The organism is Allobosea sp. (assembly GCF_035999205.1).
Taxonomy (GTDB): Bacteria; Pseudomonadota; Alphaproteobacteria; order Rhizobiales; family Beijerinckiaceae; genus Allobosea.
The window spans coordinates 127,497-144,988 of record NZ_DASYHA010000008.1; the positions used below are offsets into that span (position 1 = coordinate 127,497).

Below are 17,492 nucleotides of genomic sequence, written 5' to 3' on the forward strand. Positions count from 1 at the left end.
GCCATGCCACGCATGACGATGATCGAGGCGATCCGCTCCGCCATGGACGTCTCGATGGGACGCGACGAGAACGTCGTGGTCTATGGCGAGGATGTCGGCTTCTTCGGCGGCGTCTTCCGCTGCACCCATGGCCTCCAGCAGAAATACGGCGTCACCCGCTGCTTCGACGCACCGATCAGCGAGGCCGGCATCGTCGGCACCGCGATCGGCATGGCCGCCTATGGCCTGCGGCCCTGCATCGAGATCCAGTTCGCCGACTACATGTATCCGGCCTATGACCAGATTGTCTCCGAGGCCGCGCGCCTGCGCTACCGCTCGAATGGCGATTTCACCTGCCCGATCGTGATCCGCATGCCTACTGGCGGCGGCATCTTCGGCGGCCAGACCCACAGCCAGAGCCCGGAAGCCCTGTTTACCCACGTCTCGGGCCTGAAGACGGTGGTGCCTTCCAACCCCTATGACGCCAAGGGCCTGCTGATCGCCGCGATCGAGGATCCGGACCCGGTGATCTTCCTCGAACCGAAGCGGCTCTATAACGGCCCCTTCGACGGCCATCACGACCGCCCGGTCACGCCCTGGTCGAAGCATGAGCTGGGCGAGGTGCCCGAGGGCCACTTCTCCCTGCCGCTCGGCAAGGCCGTGGTCCGGCGCGAGGGTTCGGCCTGCACCATCGTCACCTACGGCACGATGGTGCATGTCGCGGAGGCCGTGGCGCAGGAGACCGGCATCGACGCCGAGGTCATCGATCTCAGAAGCCTCGTCCCGCTCGATCTCGACACCATCACCGCCTCTGTCGCGAAGACCGGCCGCTGCATGGTGCTGCATGAGGCGACATTGACGTCGGGCTTCGGGGCGGAGCTGGCCGCGCTCGTGCAGGAGACCTGCTTCTACCATCTGGAGGCGCCGGTCCGGCGCGTGGCGGGCTGGGACACGCCTTATCCGCACGCGCAGGAATGGGCCTATTTCCCCGGCCCCCTCCGCGTCGGCCAGGCGCTGACCGAGATCATGGAGAGCCGCTGATGGCCGAGCGCATCATCAAGCTTCCCGATGTCGGCGAAGGCATTGCCGAGGCCGAGCTGGTCGAGTGGCACGTCAAGGTCGGCGACGTCATCCGCGAGGACGATCTGCTCGCTGCCGTGATGACCGACAAGGCGACGGTCGAGATTCCTGCTCCCGTCGATGGAGAGGTTCTCTGGATCGGCGCTGAGGTCGGGGACACCGTCGCGATCGGCTCGGCGCTGGTGAAGCTCAAGGTCGCGGGTGGGGGTGGCGAGACCGCGGCCGAGTCAGAAGCGGGCGAGCCGGAGCCGGCGGCCGAGGCGCCCAAGGCCGAATCCGTGAAGCCGGAGGCTCCGGAGCCCGCCAAGACCTCGGCGGTGAAGCCTGTCGATTCCGCCGAACCGCCACGGGCCATGACGGTGCCCAAGCCGGTGCGCGCGATCGCAGCCGCGACGCCGCAGACGCCGGCGCCACGCCGCCTGCCCGGCGACAAGCCGCTGGCCTCGCCGGCCGTGCGCTTGAAGGCGCGCGAAGCCGGCATCGACCTGCGCCAAGTGACTGGCACCGGCCCGGCCGGCCGCATCCTGCACGAGGACATCGACGCCTTCCTGCTCCGGGGTCCGGAGCCCGGCCACGCGCCCGGTCTTGCCGAGAAGAGCGGCGTCACCGAGGTCAAGGTCGTCGGCCTCCGGCGCAGGATCGCGGAGAAGATGGCGCTCTCGAAGGCGCGCATCCCGCACATCACCATCGTCGAGGAGGTGAACGTCACCCCGCTCGAGGATCTGCGCGCGACGCTGAACAGGAAGCCGACGCCGGAGCGGCCGAAGCTGACGCTCCTGCCCTTCCTGATGCGGGCCATGGTCAAGGCGCTGGCCGAGCAGCCGAACCTTAATGCGCTCTATGACGACGAGGCCGGCATCGTGCGCCAGCATGCCGCGATCCATCTGGGCATCGCGACGCAGACGCCGGGCGGGCTGATGGTTCCGGTGGTCAAGCATGCCGAGGCGCGCGACATCTTCGGTTGTGCGCTGGAGCTCAACCGCATCGCCGAGCGCGCCCGCGACGGCACTGCGACGCGCGACGAGCTCACCGGCTCGACCATCACCATCACCTCGCTGGGCGCGATGGGCGGCATCGCGACGACGCCGGTGATCAACCACCCGGAAGTCGCGATCGTCGGCGTCAACAAGATGATGGTCCGTCCGGTCTGGGACGGCACGACTTTCGTCCCGCGCAAGATGATGAACCTGTCGTCGAGCTTCGATCACAGAGTCGTCGACGGCTGGGATGCGGCCGTCTTCGTGCAACGGCTCAAGGAACTGCTGGAGAACCCGGCAACGCTGTTCATCGATGCCTGAGTTCGGAGCCGCATCATGACCGAGATCATCTGCAAGCTGCTCGTCATCGGCGCCGGCCCCGGCGGCTATGTCTGTGCCATCCGCGCCGGCCAGCTCGGCATCGACACCGTGATCGTCGAGAGCAGCAAGCTCGGCGGCACCTGCCTGAATGTCGGCTGCATCCCCTCCAAGGCGATGATCCATGTCGCCGAGGAGTTCGAGAAGGCGGCCCATGCTGCCGCCGGCAAGACCCCTTTCGGTCTCACGGCCGGCGCGCCTGCGCTGGATTTCGGCAAGGCCGTCGCCTGGAAGGACGGCATCGTCGCTCGGCTTAACAACGGCGTCGCGGCTTTGTTGCGCAAGGCCAAGGTCAAGATCGTTCATGGCCGCGCCCGCTTTCGCGACGGCAAGACCGTCGTGGTCGAGACCGAGACCGGCCCGAAGGTGATCCGCGCCGAGCGGATCGTCATCGCCACCGGCTCCGTGCCGGTCGAACTCCCCTTCCTGCCCTTCGGCGGATCGGTCATCTCCTCGACCGAGGCGCTCGCTCTGGCCCAGGTGCCGAAGAAGCTCGCTGTCGTCGGTGGCGGCTATATCGGCCTCGAACTCGGCATCGCCTTCGCCAAGCTCGGCAGTCAGGTCACGGTCGTCGAGGCGCAGGACCGCATCCTGCCGCTCTATGATGCCGATCTCACCGCCCCGGTCGCGAAGAAGCTGACCTCGCTCGGCGTTGAGGTCGTGCTCGGCGCCAAGGCGCGCGGCCTCGCGCCCAAGGGCGATGCGCTGCTGATCGAGACGGCGGACGGCCAGGAACGCCGCATCGTCGCCGACAAGATCCTCGTTACCGTCGGCCGCGCGCCCGCTACCGCCGGGCTCGGCCTGGAGGAACTGGTGCTCGACATGGATGGCCGCTTCATCCGTATCGGCGAGCAATGCGAGACCTCAATGCGCGGCATCTACGCCATTGGCGACGTCACCGGCGAGCCGATGCTGGCGCATCGCGCCATGGCGCAGGGCGAGATGGTCGCGGAGATCGTGGCCGGAATGCCGCGTGCCTGGGACAAGCGCGGCATCCCGGCGATCTGCTTCACCGATCCCGAGATCGTCTCGGTCGGGCTGTCGCCGGAGGAGGCGAAGAGCGCAGGCCACGAGGTCAAGCTCGGACAGTTTCCCTTCGCCGCGAATGGCCGCGCCATGACCAGGGACGGCGAGCAGGGCTTCGTGCGCGTCGTCGCGCAGGCGCAGACACAGCTCGTGCTCGGCATCCAGGCGGTCGGCGCCGGCATCTCCGAACTTTCGACAGCTTTCGGCCTCGCGATCGAGATGGGCGCGACGCTGGAGGATGTCGCAGGCACGATCCATGCCCACCCGACCCAGGGCGAGGGCTTCCAGGAAGCGGCGCTCAAGGCACTCGGCCACGCCATTCATATCTGAGCAGGTCTTCGAGTTCAGGCGCGTGGCCGTTCAAGCTTGAAGCGCGCGCGTCATCCTGGCCGAAGCGGAGCGGAGCGCCGGGATCCATCGTAGAGCTCCTGAGGCCTCCGATGGATCCCGGAGCTGCGCCGCTGCGCGGCTTGTCCAGGATGACGGCAGGTCCCGGCACGACCGAACGCGCCCTTCCGTCGCACCCATACAATGTTGACATTGTCTTTGTCGGCGCCCATGTGAAGGCGGCGCCGGGATGCGGCGCGCTTTCGGGAGAGTGTCATGTCCGGCGAGCAATGGCCGCCTCTGTCACCACTCAAGACCGGCCTGCGCGGCCGCTGCCCGCGCTGCGGGCAGGGCCACCTGTTCCAGGGCTTCCTGAAACTGCGGCCCTCCTGCGAGGTCTGCGGGCTCGACTATTCCTTCGCCGACCCGGCGGACGGGCCTGCCTTCTTCGTGATGATGTTCGTCTGCGTGCCGGCCGCCGCTTTCCCGCTCTGGCTGGAACTGGCCTATAACCCGCCGACCTGGGTGCATTTCGTCACCACCCTGCCGCTCATCCTCCTGACCTGCATTCCGCCGCTGCAGCCGCTGAAGGGCTGGCTTGTCGCCGCGCAGTTCTTCCACAAGGCCGAGGAGGGGCGCCTCGCCAAGCCGATCGAGCGAGAGAAGCCGCAGGGCTGACGCGCCTTAGACGATCGCGTGGTTGGCCGCGCACTCATGGCCGATGATCGCCGCCAGCGTTTTCAGCGCGTCACCGAGGCGCGCCCGGTCCGGCACGCCGCCCAGTGAAATCCGCACGGCGTCGGGCGCCCGCCCCGCGACGCTGAACGCGTCCGAGGGCGTCACCCCGAGGCCTTCGCGCCGCGCCGCCTCGATCAGGCGGTGGCGGTCCCAATGCGTCGGCAAGGGCTGCCAGATATGCAGCCCGTTCGGATGGCTCCAGCCTGATGGCGGCAGGATCATGCGTGCCAGCGCCTGCCGCGCGGCTGCTTCCCTGCGCACGCCATCGAGCAGGTCGGTTGCGGCACCGACCCTGATCCAGTGCGTCGCCAGCGCGGTCATCAGCGGCGCCGGCATCAGCGCGATTGCGCGCAAGGCCTGCACCAGCGCATCGGGGCTCGCGCCGGCCGGAATGACGATGAAGGCCGTCCGCAGCCCTGGCGTTAGCGTCTTCGACAGCGTCGCGACGTGGTAGCTCCGCTCCGGAGCCAGTACTGCCAGCGCCGGCGGCGCGTCGGTCGCGAGCAGGCTGTAGGGATCGTCCTCGATGATCGCGAGATCATGCGCCCGCGCGATCGCGACGATCTCGCGCCGCCGCCCCTCCGGCATGGTGATGGCGGTCGGATTCTGGATCGTCGGGGTCAGGCAGAGCAGTCTCACGTCATGGGCGCGGATGGCCGCTTCGAGCGCGTCGGGGCGCAGCCCGTCTTCGTCGCTTGCGACGGGAACGGGCCGCAAGCCCCTCTGTCGCGCGGCCGCCAGCAGCCCGGGATAGGTCAGCGGCTCGCATAGCAGGGTCTCGCCTGGGGGAGCGAGCACGCTCAGCAGCGCGAGCAAGGCCGGCTGCGCCCCGGACGCAATGATCAGGCGCTGCGGCTCGATCCGCCCCAGGACGGGTTCGAGCCAGGCACAGCCTGCAGAGCGATCCGATAGCGAGCCCGGACCGACATGATAGCTCATCAGTAGATCGGCGCTGGAGCGCGCCAGAACTTCGGCGATGCCCCGCTGCATCAGTTCGACGAGCCGCACCCCTTTCGGTGCGGGCGGGATGTTCATGCTGAGATCGACCGGTGGGCCCGCGGCCTCGGGTTGTGCGGCAATGAAGGAGCCGCGCCCGGTCACGGCGTCGAGCAGATTGCGCTGGCGCGCCTCGGCATAGGCGCGCGTCACCGTGGTCAGGTCGACGTCGAGCAGGTCGGCGAGGGTTCGCTGCGGCGGCAGCCGGTCTCCTGGCCGCAGCGCGCCCGTCGCGACAGCTTGCGTAATGCGATCGGCGATCTGGAGATAGCGCGGGCCGCCAGCAGGATCGAGGCGTCCGATCCAGCCCGCGATGGACTTGTCCTGCGGCATTCCGAACAACTCCAGCGAAGCACCCATACACTGAGGTATATTGTCCGGATCACCGGGGCGGGCAAGGGCCAGCCGGCCAGCGGTATCGACTTCGAGCGCCGCAGCCCTAGGGGATCGATGCCGAGTCGCGCAGGCTCTGGACGAGCAGCTGTGCCGGCAGGCTCAGGCCACTCGGCCGCGCGCAGACGACGAATTGCCGCCTCGCCCATGGATCGCTGAGAGGGATGACCCGCAAGCCCAGTGCCTCGCGGATCGACTCCGCCTCCTCGCGCGGCACGATCGCCAGCGCCAGCTGCGCCGCGACGATGCGATAGGCGGCGTCGACCGTCGAAACCTGGATGCGGTAGCGCATCTGCTTGCCCGCCGCCGCGGCGGCGCTGCGCTGCGTCGTCTTCATGATGCTGCGGGCGACGATGTCGACATGCTCATGGTCGATCGTGTCTTCGAAGGCGACCGTGGCCCGCGCCGCCAGCGGATGCTCGGGATGGACGACGACAGCGAGATGGTCGTGATGATAGGGAAAGGTCTGCAGGCTCCCGAACTCGACCGCGTCCCAGCAGACGCCGAGATCGGCCCGGCCCTCCTCGACGCCGCGTACCACTTCCCAGATTTCCCGCTCCTCCAGGCTGACGCGGACGTCGCGATAGCGTTGGGCAAAGCGGCCGATATCCCCGGGCAGGGTCTGCGCCACCGCCGACTTGCTGCCGAAGACGCGCACATGTCCCTGCACACCCTCGGCGAAGACACCGAGTTCCGCCCGCATCCGGTCGAGCAGGTCGAGCATGTCGCGCGCGTAGCGGGAGAGGGTCTCGCCCGCCGGCGTCAGGGCGACGCCACGGCGCCCGCGCTCCAGCAGGGTGACGCCGGCCTCGGCTTCCATCTGGCTGATGCGCTTGCTGACCGCGGACGGCACGATCGCCTCGCGCCGCGCGGCGGCGGCGATGTTGCGCTCCTCGCAGACGGCGATGAAGAGCCGCAGCGAGACCGGATCGAAGCTGCGCATGGTCATCCCCGTCCCGATACAGGCATCTCATTGTGGAATGTCAGACGTGAAAAATGACCATTCCTGAGATGGCTGACAAGGCGCTCGCACTTCGTATGCTCCGCCCGACCGCAGATCCATAAGGACAGGAAACACCCTTCTCATGCGCATCGTCGACATCCGGGAGCGTACCGCCCCGATCGCCTCGCCCATCGCCAATGCCTTCATCGACTTCTCGAAGATGACGCTCAGCCTCGTCGCGGTGGTGACCGACGTCATCCGCGACGGCAAACCGGTGATCGGATACGGCTTCAACTCGAATGGCCGCTACGGCCAGGGCGGCTTGATCCGCGAGCGCTTCGCCCCGCGCATCCTCCAGGCCGCGCCCGAGAGCCTGCTCGACGCCGAGGGTGGCAATCTCGATCCCGGCAAGGTCTGGGCCGCGATGTTCACCAACGAGAAGCCGGGCGGCCATGGCGAGCGCTCCGTCGCCATGGGCACGATCGACATGGCCGTCTGGGACGCCGTCGCCAAGATCGCCGGCAAGCCGCTCTTCCGCCTGCTGGCCGAGCGCCATGGCACGCAGGCCGATCCCAAGGTCTTCGTCTACGCCGCCGGCGGCTATTACTATCCCGGCAAGGGGCTGGAGGGCTTGGCGGCCGAGATGCAGGGCTATCTCGACCGCGGCTACACGGTCGTGAAGATGAAGATCGGCGGCGCCCCGCTGACGGCGGACTGCAAGCGTATCGAAACCGTGCTGAAGCTGCTGCCGGCCGGCTGCAAGCTCGCGGTCGACGCCAATGGCCGCTTCGATCTCGACACCGCGATCGCCTATGCCAAGGCGCTGCGCCAATACGACCTGTTCTGGTACGAGGAGGCGGGCGACCCGCTCGACTACGATCTCCAGGCCAGGCTCGCCGAACACTATCCCGGCCCGATGGCGACCGGCGAGAACCTGTTCTCGATGCAGGACGCCCGCAATCTGATCCGATATGGCGGCATGCGCCCAGACCGGGACTGGCTGCAATTCGACTGTGCGCTGAGCTACGGCCTGGTCGAGTATCTCCGTACGCTGCAGATGCTGAAGGAAAACGGCTGGTCCTGGCGCCGCTGCATCCCGCATGGCGGCCATCAGATGTCACTGAACATCGCCGCTGGGCTCGGGCTCGGCGGCAATGAATCCTATCCGGACCTGTTCCAGCCCTATGGCGGCTTCCCGGACGGCGTGCGCGTCGAGGCCGGCCATATCGTCATGCCTGACCTGCCGGGCATCGGCTTCGAGGGCAAGTCGGACCTGATCAAGGAGATGCGCAGCCTCGCGACCTGAGCGAAGCGCTTCAGGCCACCTGCCGGCTCGACCCTTCGACGAGGACGAAAGGCTCCCCGCCCGCCAGCGTTTCGACGCGGGCGTGGACGCCATAGACCTCGTCGAGCAGGGCTGGCGTCACGATCGCGCGCGGATCACCGAGCGCGACCAGCCGAGAATGCGCCAGCACCATCACCCGGTCGGCGAAGCGCAGCGCCTGGTTGAGGTCGTGGATCGAGATCAGGACCAGCATGCCGCGCTCGCGCGCCAGCCGGCGCACGAGGCTGAGCACCTCGAACTGGCGATGCAGGTCGAGCGCACTGGTCGGCTCGTCGAGAAGCAGGATGTCGGGTTCGCGCGCCAGCGTCTGCGCGATCGAGACGAGCTGGCGCTGCCCGCCCGAAAGCTCTCCCAGACCACGGAAGGCCAGGTTCTCGATCTCGAGGTCACGCAGCACGTTGTCGATGCGGTGGAGTTCGTCATCGCTGACCGACCAGGAGCCACCCTGCTTGAGCGCGAGCAGGATCGATTCATAGACCGTCAGCACGGCGTTCACCGCCGTGTCCTGCGGCAGGTAGCAGCAGCGCGGTGCGGCCCGGCCGGCGATCCGGCTTTCGCCGCTCATCGTGACCTCGCCATCGCCGCTCGCCAGGCCCGCGATGCGGCGGAACAGGCTCGACTTGCCGGCTGCGTTCGCGCCGATCACGGCCACGACCTCGCCGCCGCGCAGTTCCTCGGCATCGACATCCTGCAGCACGCGCCGCCGCCCATAGGCGACGCCGACGCCGGCGAGCGAGAGCTTCACCATGAGCGTTTCCGGCTGGTCATGATCAGGCTGAAGAAGAACGGCACGCCGATCAGCGCGGTGACGATGCTGATCGGGAAGATCAGGCCGGGGATCAGCGACTTCGAGACGACTGACGAGGCCGAGAGGATCGCTGCGCCCGCCAGAGCCGAGGCCGGCAGGAAGAAGCGCTGGTCCTCGCCGATCACCATGCGGGCGATATGCGGGCCCACGAGGCCGATGAAGCCGATCGTTCCGACGAAGGACACCGGAACGGCCGCGAGCAGCGAGACCAGCAGCATGATCTCGAGCCGCAGGCGCCGGACGTTGATGCCGAAGCTCGCCGCCTTGTCGTCGCCCAGCCGCAGCGTCGTCAGGGCCCAGGCGCGGCGCAGGAAGAAGGGCAGGGTGAAGGCGAGAACCGCGGTCGTGATCGCGAGCTTCTGCCAGCTCGCCTTGGTCAGCGAGCCCATGGTCCAGAACACGACGGCGCCGAGCGCCTGCTCCGAGGCGAAGAACTGCAGCAAGGCCAGCAGCGCGTTGAAGGTGAAGACCAGCGCGATGCCGAGCAGGATCACGGTCTCGGTGGTGACGCCGCGCGACTGGCTGAGCATATGGATGAGGAGGGCGGCCCCCATCGCCATGACGAAGGCGTTGATCGGGACGATGTAGTCGGCGGCGACCGGCAGGAGCCCGACGCCGAAGACCAGCGCCAGCGCCGCCCCGAAGCTCGCGGCCGCCGAGATGCCGAGCGTGAAGGGGCTCGCCAGCGGGTTGTTCAGGATCGTCTGCATCTGCGCACCGGCCACTGCAAGGCAGGCGCCGGTGACGACCGCCATCAGCGCGACGGGCAGCCGGATATCCCAGATGACGACGCGCAGCGCAGCCGGTGCCTCCGATGGGTTCAGCAGGGTCCGCAGCACCTGCCCGACATCGTAGCGCGCCGGGCCAAGCATCATGTCGACGACGAGGCTAGCCAGCAGCAGGCCGAACATGCCGAGCAGGATCAGCCGCCGCCGCAGCGTCAGCGAACGATAGGCCTGCCGGCCCGGCAATGCCTCGCGTGCGACGGTGGCTGTCATTGCCGGCTTACTTGCCCTTCTCGAGCGTGACCCAGTAGCCGGGCTCGTAGGGCAGCGGCAGGAAGCGCTCATGCAGCGTCTTCAGCGTCGCATCGGCATCGAGATCGGCGAACAACTCCGGATGCAGCCATTTCGCGATCTCCTGGATCGCCACGAACTGATAGGGGCTGTTGTAGAACTGGTGCCAGATCGCATGGACGCGGCCGTTCTTGACGGCCTGCGTCTGGCTGAAGGCCGGCCGCGCCGCGAGGCCGGCCAGCTTGCGGCGTGCCTCGACCAGATCGGTGCCCGGTCCGAGCCCGACCCAGGCGCCGCCGGGGACATAGGCACCCCAGTTGCCGCCGGTGATGATGACGACCTCGGGATTGGCGGCGACCACCGCCTCGGCGTTGATCGTGCCGAAGGTGCCCGGGATCAGCGTCGAGCCGAAATTCGTGCCCCCGGCGATCTCGACCATCTTGCCGAAGTTCTCGTTGCCGAACGACATGCAGCAATCGTCGGAATAGCCGCCGGCGCGCTCGACCATCACCAGTGGCCGCTTCAGGTTCGGCACCTTGGCGAGCTTGTCGGTGACGCGGGCGATCTCGGCGGCGCGGAAGGAGATGAAGTCCTCGGCGAGCTTCTCCTTGCCGAAGAGCTTGCCGATCAGCCGCATCGACGGCTCGGTGTTCTGGAAGGGCTTCTCGCGAAAATCGACATAGGCGACGGGGATGCCGACCGCCGCGAGCTTCTCGACCAGGCTTGCCTCGTCGCTGGCGACCTTGGCCTCGACATTGAGGAAGAGCACGTCGGGCTTCAGCGCGATCGCCTGCTCGATGTCGAAGGCGCCTTCCTTCATGCCGCCGAAGCTCGGCAGCTTGGCGATCTGCGGGTAGCGCGCGACATACTGCTTGTAGCTGTCGGGATCTGCCTTGGAGAGGTCGTCGCGCCAGCCGACGACGCGCTTGAACGGGTCGTCCTTGTCGAGCGCGGCGACGAAATACATCTGCCGGCCTTCGCCCAGGATGACGCGCCGGACTGGCGCCTCGATCTCGACCTTGCGGCCGAGTACGTCGGTGACGGAGACCTTCTCCGCAAGGGCGGGGAACGAGGCGGCAACGAGCGAGGCCGCGAGCATGGCGGTGCCGAGAACGGCGCGCAGGATTTTCATGGTGGACCTCCGGACGAGAGTCGCTGGCTCCTAGGTCCGGCCCCATGGGGGGTCAAGATTTATGTTTTAGAATTATTGCAAACAAAACAAAGGCCTATGGGACTCGGTGCTCGCCGAGACCGCGCGCCACTTGCCTTCGCACTGGATTCCATGGTTCTCGGATCCGCATAGCTCCAACAGTAGAGCCATCCAGCCATGACGAGCCTGCATCACAATCTCAGTCTCAAGGACGAGATCCGCGACTTCTGGTCGATGCGTTCGGAAACCTTCGACACCCAGCCCGGCCACGAGATCTTCTCCCCCGAAGAGCGCCAGGCCTGGCTCGCGCTGTTCGGGCGTCATCTTGGCGCCCCCGCGTCCGGCGCGAAGGCGCTCGACCTCGCCAGCGGCACCGGCGTGATCTCGCTGCTGCTGGCCGAACTCGGCTATGGCGTCACAGGGCTCGACCTCTCGGAGGCGATGCTCACCCGCGCCCGCGCCAAGACGGCGGGCAAGCCGATCAAGCTCTATGCCGGCGATGCCGAGGACACGCTCGAGGCGTCCGACACCTATGACGCCGTGGCGACGCGCCATCTGGTCTGGACATTGCCGGACCCGCCGGCCGCCTTCCGCGAGTGGCATCGGGTGCTCAAGCCCGGCGGCCGTGTCGCCATCGTCGATGCCGACATGACCAATCCGCGCCCCGGCAACGGCAAGGCGCTGCGCTTGCTCGCGAGCTTCGTGAAACGTCTTTCCACGCCGAAGCCGCCGGCGCCCTACATGGCGACGCATCAGGACATCGTTTCGCGAGTCTATTTCTCCGGGGGCTGCCGGCCGGAGGAGATCGCGCGGCTTCTCGAGGAAGCTGGCTTCGTCGACGTGATGATCGACCGCAACCTGCACGCCATCCACCGCGCGCAAGGTCGTTTCATGCCGCTCTACCAGCGGCTCGAGCGTGCGAGCCAGGACCGCTTCATCGTCTCGGCCCGCAAGCCGGGCTGAGCTCCCGGCTTCTATTCGCCCGTCATCGCCTCGACGGCTCGCCGGATGAACGGCGCGGCGAAGACGACGACGGGCAGCATCATTCCCCACCACAAGAGCCAGGATGAGGCCCAGCGCAGCAGCGAGGCGCTGACATCTGGGCCCGCCAGAATGGCCACGCCGGTCGCGATGGCTGATGTCAGCCCAGCCTGGATGATGCCGAAGGCTACATGGGAAAAGCGGCGAGGTATCCTGGCCAAGGCGTGAGCTCCATTTTGCTCTCGTCCTGGCTGAAGCCAATACCGTGCCAAACGGGGGCATGGCTCCCGGTCACGCAGCCGCCTTTCAGATCGATTTCGTGATACCGCCATCGACCCGAATGTTCTGGCCGGTGATGTAGCCGGCATCGGGCGAGAGCAGGAAGGCGATCGTCCCGGCGATTTCCTCGCTCGTGCCGTAGCGCTGCATCGGCACGCGCTGGCGACGCTCGTCGGTCGCCGGCAGGCTGTCGATCCAGCCCGGCTGCACATTGTTCATCCGGATGTTGTCGGGCGCATACTTGTCGACGAAGATCTTGGTGAAGGCGGCGAGCCCAGCCCGTGCCATCGCCGAGGTCGGGAACATCGCATCGGGCTCGAACGCCCAGGCGGTCGAAATGTTGACGATTGCGCCCGATTTCTGCGCCTGCATGACCGGCGTCACCAGCCGGATCGCCCGGACCGCACTCAGAAAATAGACGTCGAGGCCGCGATGCCAGTCCTCGTCGGGAATCTCGAGGATCGGTGCTCGCGGGCCATGACCAGCGCTGTTGACCAGCGCGTCGACGCGGCCCCAGCGCTCCACCGTCAGGTCGACCAGCCGCTTCACATCATCCTGAACGAGATTCGAGCCGGTCACGCCGAGGCCGCCGAGTTCCTTGGCCAGCGCCTCGCCCTTGCCCGAAGAGGACAGGATCGCGACATGGTAGCCGTCCTTGGCGAGACGCCGCGCCGTCGCCGCGCCCATGCCGCTGCCGCCGGCGGTGACGATTGCTACTTTCTGGGTCATGTTAGGCTCCTCGGGTCGCTGGATTCGCGATTCTTGTAGTGGCTCGTGGAACCGGGCGGAACTGCGCCGTATGTCTAGCCGCCCGGCGGGTCGTCGGGATGGCCGAGCTCGCAGAACCAGCCGCCGAGATAGCGGGTTGCCGGGGCCTTTGGGTCTGGAAGCAGCGTCCGCGCCTCGATGGCTTCCCGGAAGGGCTCCGAATTGTCCTGCGGCACGAAGCCGAGATGCCCGGCGCCGCTGTTGTCGACGGGCTTGAGCCGGTTGTCCGAGATGCCGAAGGAGATGGAGTGGCCGACGCGAGGTGCAGTTAGTGCCGCTGCGACCAGCCGCACGCAATCGTCGAAGGACAGATACGACCAGAGCATGCGCCGGTCGGCCGGTTCCGGGAAGGATGAGAAGATCCGCAGGCAGGCCGTCTCGATGCCGAATTTGTCCCAGTAGAGCCGACTCAGGCTCTCGACGAAGGTCTTCGACACGCCATAGAGTCCATCCGGCCTGACCGGCGCATCGACGCCGATCTGCGCCTCCAGCTCGTGATAGCCGATCGCGTGGACGGAAGACGCGTAGACCACGCGGCGCACCCCGTGTTTCCGGGCGCCCTCATAGACATGGTAGGAGCCGCGGATGCTGGAATCGAGGATCGTCTGCCAGCCGGTTTCCATCGGCGCGCCGCCGAAATGGACGATCGCGTCGCAATCCTTCGTCGCTGCGATCGTCGCCTCCATGTCGGCGAGGTCGAAGATCGCTTCCTCTTCATTGTCGGCGAGAGGACCCATGGCGTCGCGATCGGCCAGGCGGATCCGGCGCGCGAGCGGGGCAAGGCCGTGGCGCAGGCGTGAGCCGAGCCGGCCGGCAGCGCCGGTCAGGAGGATGCGATCATAGGGCGGCGTCGCGGCCAAGGCGTTCCTCCAAACCAGGTCTGGCGGGTTGCATCATGAAGCCCTGATCCAGTCCGCCCCTGATCCATAGCTGTCGCGGTGCGGCTGTGCCAGTTGCGGCGCCCGCCGCAGCGCGTCGGCGATCGGGCTTCTCGCCGAGGTTCGCTCGCTGCCTCTCCCGGGGAGCGGCGTGTGCCGGCAGAGCCAAGCGCTGCTGGAGCCATTGCCGGCCGGCTGCGCTTTCCTCGATTATCGCGGCCTGCGGGATTGCTTTTCCCGGGAGAGGCGGGGCAAGAACACGATGCCGTATCGTCGAAACGGCTGCGATCGCCGCGCCGATGGTCCGGCGGGCACTCGGATGGTCAGATGGTCACACGTGCAGAGCTCGTATCGCGGTTGGAGCGGGCGTTCCTCGACCACGGCTACGAGCAGCTCACCATGACGGGTCTCGCCACGGCGATCGATGTCACCCGGCGGACGCTGTACAATTACTTCAGCGGCAAGGAAGACGCCTTTCGCTTTCTGATCGAGAACGCCAATGCGCAAGCGGTCGAAGCCGGCATGGCCGCCGGCCGCGCTGCGCTGGCCGAAGGAAACGACGCGGTCGAGATCCTGGCGACCGTTCTCGATACCCGCTACGGCAATAACCGCCGCCGGCTCGCGACATCGCCTCACGCCGTCGAGATCAACGATCAGGCCTTCCGGCGCTGCCGGGACCTGATGGTGGCATCCGCTGTCGACTTCCAGTCCGAGCTTGCAGGCTTCATCGCGGAGCTGGAAGCCGCGAACTTGCTTCGCGTCAGAGCGAGCTGCAGCCCCGAGAAACTGGCCCAGCTGCTGGCGGATGGCGCGCGCGGCACCAATCAGAGCCTGCCGCCAATCGCGCCCGACATGCTTCACCAGCGTTATCGCAGCATGGTCCATGCGCTGCTTCACGGCACGGTGGACAGCACCGCCTGACGCGCCGGCCGCGGCTGGCGAAGCTGTGATGACCGTCAAACGGTCAAAAACGCGATTCACAGATTGCGCGAAAATGTGCAATGTGATCCCAAAATAGTCAGGACGAACGCGCCGGCATCGCGGCGACGCCGGCTGTGGGGAGCGGATGCCGACACTGGACTCGAAGATCGAACGGCTGCTTGCGCATCCGCGGTTCGATCACGTCGCTTATGGACTGGCCGGTGGATTCCAGGCTGTTCAGGTGGCAGCGCCCCGGCTCGCCTCGCAGTTCTCGACCCAGCAGCGCTGGCTCATGTCGCATGTGGCGCTGTCCCACTACTTCCCCGGACGACAGGCCGGGCGCATGGGCATCTCGCGCCGCGACTTCACCGACATGGCGGTCGCGCACGGGCTGGCGAGCCGCAACACCGCCGCCGCCTTTTTCGACGAGGCGCTCCACTATGGCATCATTCAGGCGCGCCAGCCCGCTGCGGGCGGGATGGTCGGTCTGGCCGAACCCGCGCCGTCCACCTTGTGGGCGCTGGGCGAATGGTTCAGCCTGCATCTGGCGGCACTCGATTCCCTTGACGGGGGTGCCCGAGCTGCGCGTTTGAGGGGCGCCGACACATCGTTGCTGGCGCATATGGAGCCGTCCGTTGCCGAAGGCCTCTTGTCTTGTCGTGCGCTGCGTGCCCCGGCGCCGATCTATGCGATCTTCGCCTCGGTCGATGAGGGCGGCAGCCTGATGGACCGCCTCATCGCCGGTCTGGATATGGTCGATGCGCCGCATCAGGAGAGGGCCGTCACCAACGTGACCTCGATTTCCGCGCTGGCCCGGCCGCTGAACCTCTCCCGGACCCATGCCGGCCGGACATTGGCGGCTGCGGCGTCGCTCAGTGGCCTCGGCTGGAGCGGAGCGCCCGGGCGCTCGCCGATCTGGTTGTCGCGCAGCTTCCGCGCCGAGTACGCGCAGGTCCAGGCGGCTAAGCTCGCCATCATCGGCGATGCCTTCGACGCCGCGACCGGCGTCGCCGAACCGGAGCGTCCGACCGCCCTTGCCCTGGCCGAGGCGGGCGGGGAGGCCTGGGACAGGCCGTCGTGCTGAACGTGGCCAGGGGCGACGCGCCCCGGACGACGGCGTCGCCCGATTTGACGGTCGCCGAGCGCCTCGATGCGCTGCCCTTCTGTCGGCTGCGGTTCGCGATCTTCGCCGTCGGGACGCTCGCGCTGTTCGCCGACATCGCCGAGGTGGCGCTGGGCAACGCCCTGGGAGCCGTGTTCCAGGCGCCGCCCCGCAGCATGACGCAGACGGAGCTGTCGCTGTTCCTGGCGGCGATCTTCGCCGGCGGCGCGGTCGGGGCGCCGATCTTCGGCATGTTCGGCGACCGGGTCGGCCGCCGTCTGGCGCTGCAGGCGGCGCTGGTCGCCGTGGCCGCCGGATCGCTCGGTGCGGCGGCGAGTGAGGGCGCGGCGACACTGATCGGCTTCCGCTTCCTGTCGGGCCTGGGGATCGGGGCCTGCCCGCCGCTGATTGCCGCCTATCTCGCCGATGTGATGCCGCCGCGCTGGCGCGGGACTATGGTTTGCCTCTGTGCCGGCCTCGCTTTCCTGGGGGCGCCCGCCATCATCTTCCTGATGCGTGCGACATCCCCGACCGCCCTTGGCCTCGAGGGCTGGAGATGGGCGCTTGGCTCCGGGGCGGTGCTGGCCCTGCTTGCGGCGGCATTGCTCGCCCTGCTGCCGGAATCGCCACGCTGGCTGGCCGCGACCGGCCGGCTCGCCGAGGCCGAGGCCGCTCTCCTGCGCTTCGGCCGTCAAAGAGCGGGCCAGGCATCCGTGGCCGTTGCGAATGCTGGCGTCGCCAGACCAGCGCCCGAGTCGGCGCACCATCGTGATCATCCGCAGACCGGCGCTTCCCTGTTGTTCCTCGGCAGCCTCTACGCCCTCGCGCCCTGGGCGACGATCGGCTTTCCGTTGATGAGCGGTGCCGTCATGGTGGCCAAGCGCTTCAGCATCGGCGATTCGGTGATTGCCGCGGGGCTGATCATGTTCGGGCCGGTCATCGGCAATCTGCTCGTCGCCCCCGTCATCGACCGGGTCGGGCGCAAGGCCAGCCTGATCGTCTGCGCGCTCGCGATGGCGGTCCTGGGTCTCGCCTTCGCGGCGGCCACGGAGTTCGCGCCGCTGGTCGGCCTCGGTATTGCCTTCGCCCTGTGCAGTGCCGTCTATGCCAGCGTGCTCGGCGTCTACGCCGCCGAAATCGTCCCGACCGAGAGGCGGGCCTCGCGGACGTCGATCGCCTGGGGGCTGGGACGCCTGGTCTCGGTCTTCGTTCCGCTCGTCTTCTTCGCTCTCATGTACCATGTCGGCGTCTGGGGCATGTTCGTGCTGATTGCGGTCGCCCTGAGCCTCAGCGCGTTTCTGCTGGCGGTGGCGGGGCCGCAGGGGCGGACGCGGCAGGCGGTCGCCTGAAGCAGCCCGGCGCGTGTCCCGCGTGTTCAGCCGGAAGCGAAGCGGCGCTAGGGCCCCC

Annotated in this window: 17 protein-coding genes; 9 read left to right on the plus strand and 8 right to left on the minus strand. The window is 67.8% G+C overall.

The window, feature by feature from the left end; translation table 11 throughout:
• The first annotated feature begins 3 nt into the window (after nucleotides 1-3).
• From VGN82_RS01780 to VGN82_RS01795, 4 genes are all read left to right on the plus strand, one after another.
• The gene (locus VGN82_RS01780; RefSeq protein ID WP_327525263.1) at nucleotides 4-1,020 is read left to right on the plus strand and encodes an alpha-ketoacid dehydrogenase subunit beta; all 1,017 of its coding nucleotides are present in this window, start codon (nucleotides 4-6) and stop codon (nucleotides 1,018-1,020) included.
• Entirely contained in the window at nucleotides 1,020-2,357 is a 1,338-nt protein-coding gene (locus tag VGN82_RS01785) for a dihydrolipoamide acetyltransferase family protein (RefSeq protein ID WP_327525264.1), read from the plus strand. The genes VGN82_RS01780 and VGN82_RS01785 overlap by 1 nt, the downstream gene beginning before the upstream one ends.
• A gap of 15 nt (nucleotides 2,358-2,372) precedes the next feature.
• The gene (gene lpdA, locus VGN82_RS01790; protein WP_327525265.1) at nucleotides 2,373-3,770 is read left to right on the plus strand and encodes a dihydrolipoyl dehydrogenase; all 1,398 of its coding nucleotides are present in this window, start codon (nucleotides 2,373-2,375) and stop codon (nucleotides 3,768-3,770) included.
• A gap of 273 nt (nucleotides 3,771-4,043) precedes the next feature.
• Complete coding sequence (locus VGN82_RS01795) at nucleotides 4,044-4,445, plus strand: DUF983 domain-containing protein (RefSeq protein WP_327525266.1); 402 nt, start codon at nucleotides 4,044-4,046, stop codon at nucleotides 4,443-4,445.
• A gap of 6 nt (nucleotides 4,446-4,451) precedes the next feature.
• Here VGN82_RS01795 and VGN82_RS01800 read toward each other — a convergent pair whose 3' ends face one another.
• Both VGN82_RS01800 and VGN82_RS01805 read right to left on the minus strand, forming a co-directional pair.
• Nucleotides 4,452-5,834, minus strand: coding sequence for an aminotransferase-like domain-containing protein (locus tag VGN82_RS01800; RefSeq protein WP_327525267.1), 1,383 nt, complete (start codon nucleotides 5,832-5,834; stop codon nucleotides 4,452-4,454).
• A gap of 106 nt (nucleotides 5,835-5,940) precedes the next feature.
• Nucleotides 5,941-6,837 carry a LysR substrate-binding domain-containing protein gene (locus VGN82_RS01805; RefSeq protein WP_327525268.1) on the minus strand — a complete coding sequence of 299 codons (897 nt, stop codon included), beginning with the start codon at nucleotides 6,835-6,837 and terminating at the stop codon, nucleotides 5,941-5,943.
• 142 nt (nucleotides 6,838-6,979) lie between these two features.
• Here VGN82_RS01805 and VGN82_RS01810 point away from each other — a divergent pair, with 142 nt between their 5' ends.
• Nucleotides 6,980-8,143 (plus strand): mandelate racemase/muconate lactonizing enzyme family protein, encoded by a 1,164-nt coding sequence (locus VGN82_RS01810; RefSeq protein WP_327525269.1) that lies wholly within the window; start codon nucleotides 6,980-6,982, stop codon nucleotides 8,141-8,143.
• Nucleotides 8,144-8,153: 10 nt separating this feature from the next.
• Here VGN82_RS01810 and VGN82_RS01815 read toward each other — a convergent pair whose 3' ends face one another.
• From VGN82_RS01815 to VGN82_RS01825, 3 genes are read right to left on the minus strand one after another with little or no spacing between them, the layout of a single operon-like run.
• The gene (locus tag VGN82_RS01815; protein ID WP_327525270.1) at nucleotides 8,154-8,930 is read right to left on the minus strand and encodes an ABC transporter ATP-binding protein; all 777 of its coding nucleotides are present in this window, start codon (nucleotides 8,928-8,930) and stop codon (nucleotides 8,154-8,156) included.
• On the minus strand, nucleotides 8,924-9,988 hold the full coding sequence (locus VGN82_RS01820) for a FecCD family ABC transporter permease (RefSeq protein ID WP_327525271.1): 1,065 nt from the start codon (nucleotides 9,986-9,988) through the stop codon (nucleotides 8,924-8,926). The genes VGN82_RS01815 and VGN82_RS01820 overlap by 7 nt, the downstream gene beginning before the upstream one ends.
• 7 nt (nucleotides 9,989-9,995) lie before the next feature.
• Nucleotides 9,996-11,138 (minus strand): ABC transporter substrate-binding protein, encoded by a 1,143-nt coding sequence (locus VGN82_RS01825; RefSeq protein ID WP_414644175.1) that lies wholly within the window; start codon nucleotides 11,136-11,138, stop codon nucleotides 9,996-9,998.
• Between the two features lie 195 nt (nucleotides 11,139-11,333).
• Between VGN82_RS01825 and VGN82_RS01830 the strand changes: the two genes are divergently transcribed.
• The gene (locus VGN82_RS01830) at nucleotides 11,334-12,119 is read left to right on the plus strand and encodes a class I SAM-dependent methyltransferase (protein ID WP_327525272.1); all 786 of its coding nucleotides are present in this window, start codon (nucleotides 11,334-11,336) and stop codon (nucleotides 12,117-12,119) included.
• 11 nt (nucleotides 12,120-12,130) lie between these two features.
• On the opposite strand, the gene VGN82_RS01835 is transcribed toward VGN82_RS01830, so the two are convergent.
• The 3 genes from VGN82_RS01835 to VGN82_RS01845 form a co-directional block, all read right to left on the minus strand.
• Nucleotides 12,131-12,358: a DUF2798 domain-containing protein gene (locus VGN82_RS01835; RefSeq protein ID WP_327525273.1), complete on the minus strand. Its 228-nt coding sequence runs from the start codon at nucleotides 12,356-12,358 to the stop codon at nucleotides 12,131-12,133.
• 85 nt (nucleotides 12,359-12,443) lie between these two features.
• The gene (locus VGN82_RS01840; RefSeq protein ID WP_327525274.1) at nucleotides 12,444-13,145 is read right to left on the minus strand and encodes an SDR family oxidoreductase; all 702 of its coding nucleotides are present in this window, start codon (nucleotides 13,143-13,145) and stop codon (nucleotides 12,444-12,446) included.
• 74 nt (nucleotides 13,146-13,219) lie between these two features.
• Nucleotides 13,220-14,044 carry an NAD-dependent epimerase/dehydratase family protein gene (locus VGN82_RS01845; protein ID WP_327525275.1) on the minus strand — a complete coding sequence of 275 codons (825 nt, stop codon included), beginning with the start codon at nucleotides 14,042-14,044 and terminating at the stop codon, nucleotides 13,220-13,222.
• Nucleotides 14,045-14,215: 171 nt separating this feature from the next.
• On the opposite strand from VGN82_RS01845, the gene VGN82_RS01850 reads away from it, so the two are divergent.
• The 3 genes from VGN82_RS01850 to VGN82_RS01860 all read left to right on the plus strand — a co-directional run bounded on the left by VGN82_RS01850 (nucleotide 14,216) and on the right by VGN82_RS01860 (nucleotide 17,434).
• Entirely contained in the window at nucleotides 14,216-14,983 is a 768-nt protein-coding gene (locus tag VGN82_RS01850) for a TetR/AcrR family transcriptional regulator (RefSeq protein ID WP_327525276.1), read from the plus strand.
• 145 nt (nucleotides 14,984-15,128) lie between these two features.
• Entirely contained in the window at nucleotides 15,129-16,067 is a 939-nt protein-coding gene (locus VGN82_RS01855) for a hypothetical protein (RefSeq protein WP_327525277.1), read from the plus strand.
• Nucleotides 16,061-17,434: an MFS transporter gene (locus VGN82_RS01860; RefSeq protein WP_327525278.1), complete on the plus strand. Its 1,374-nt coding sequence runs from the start codon at nucleotides 16,061-16,063 to the stop codon at nucleotides 17,432-17,434. Before VGN82_RS01855 ends, VGN82_RS01860 begins: the two co-directional genes overlap by 7 nt.
• Nucleotides 17,435-17,492: the final 58 nt, after the last annotated feature.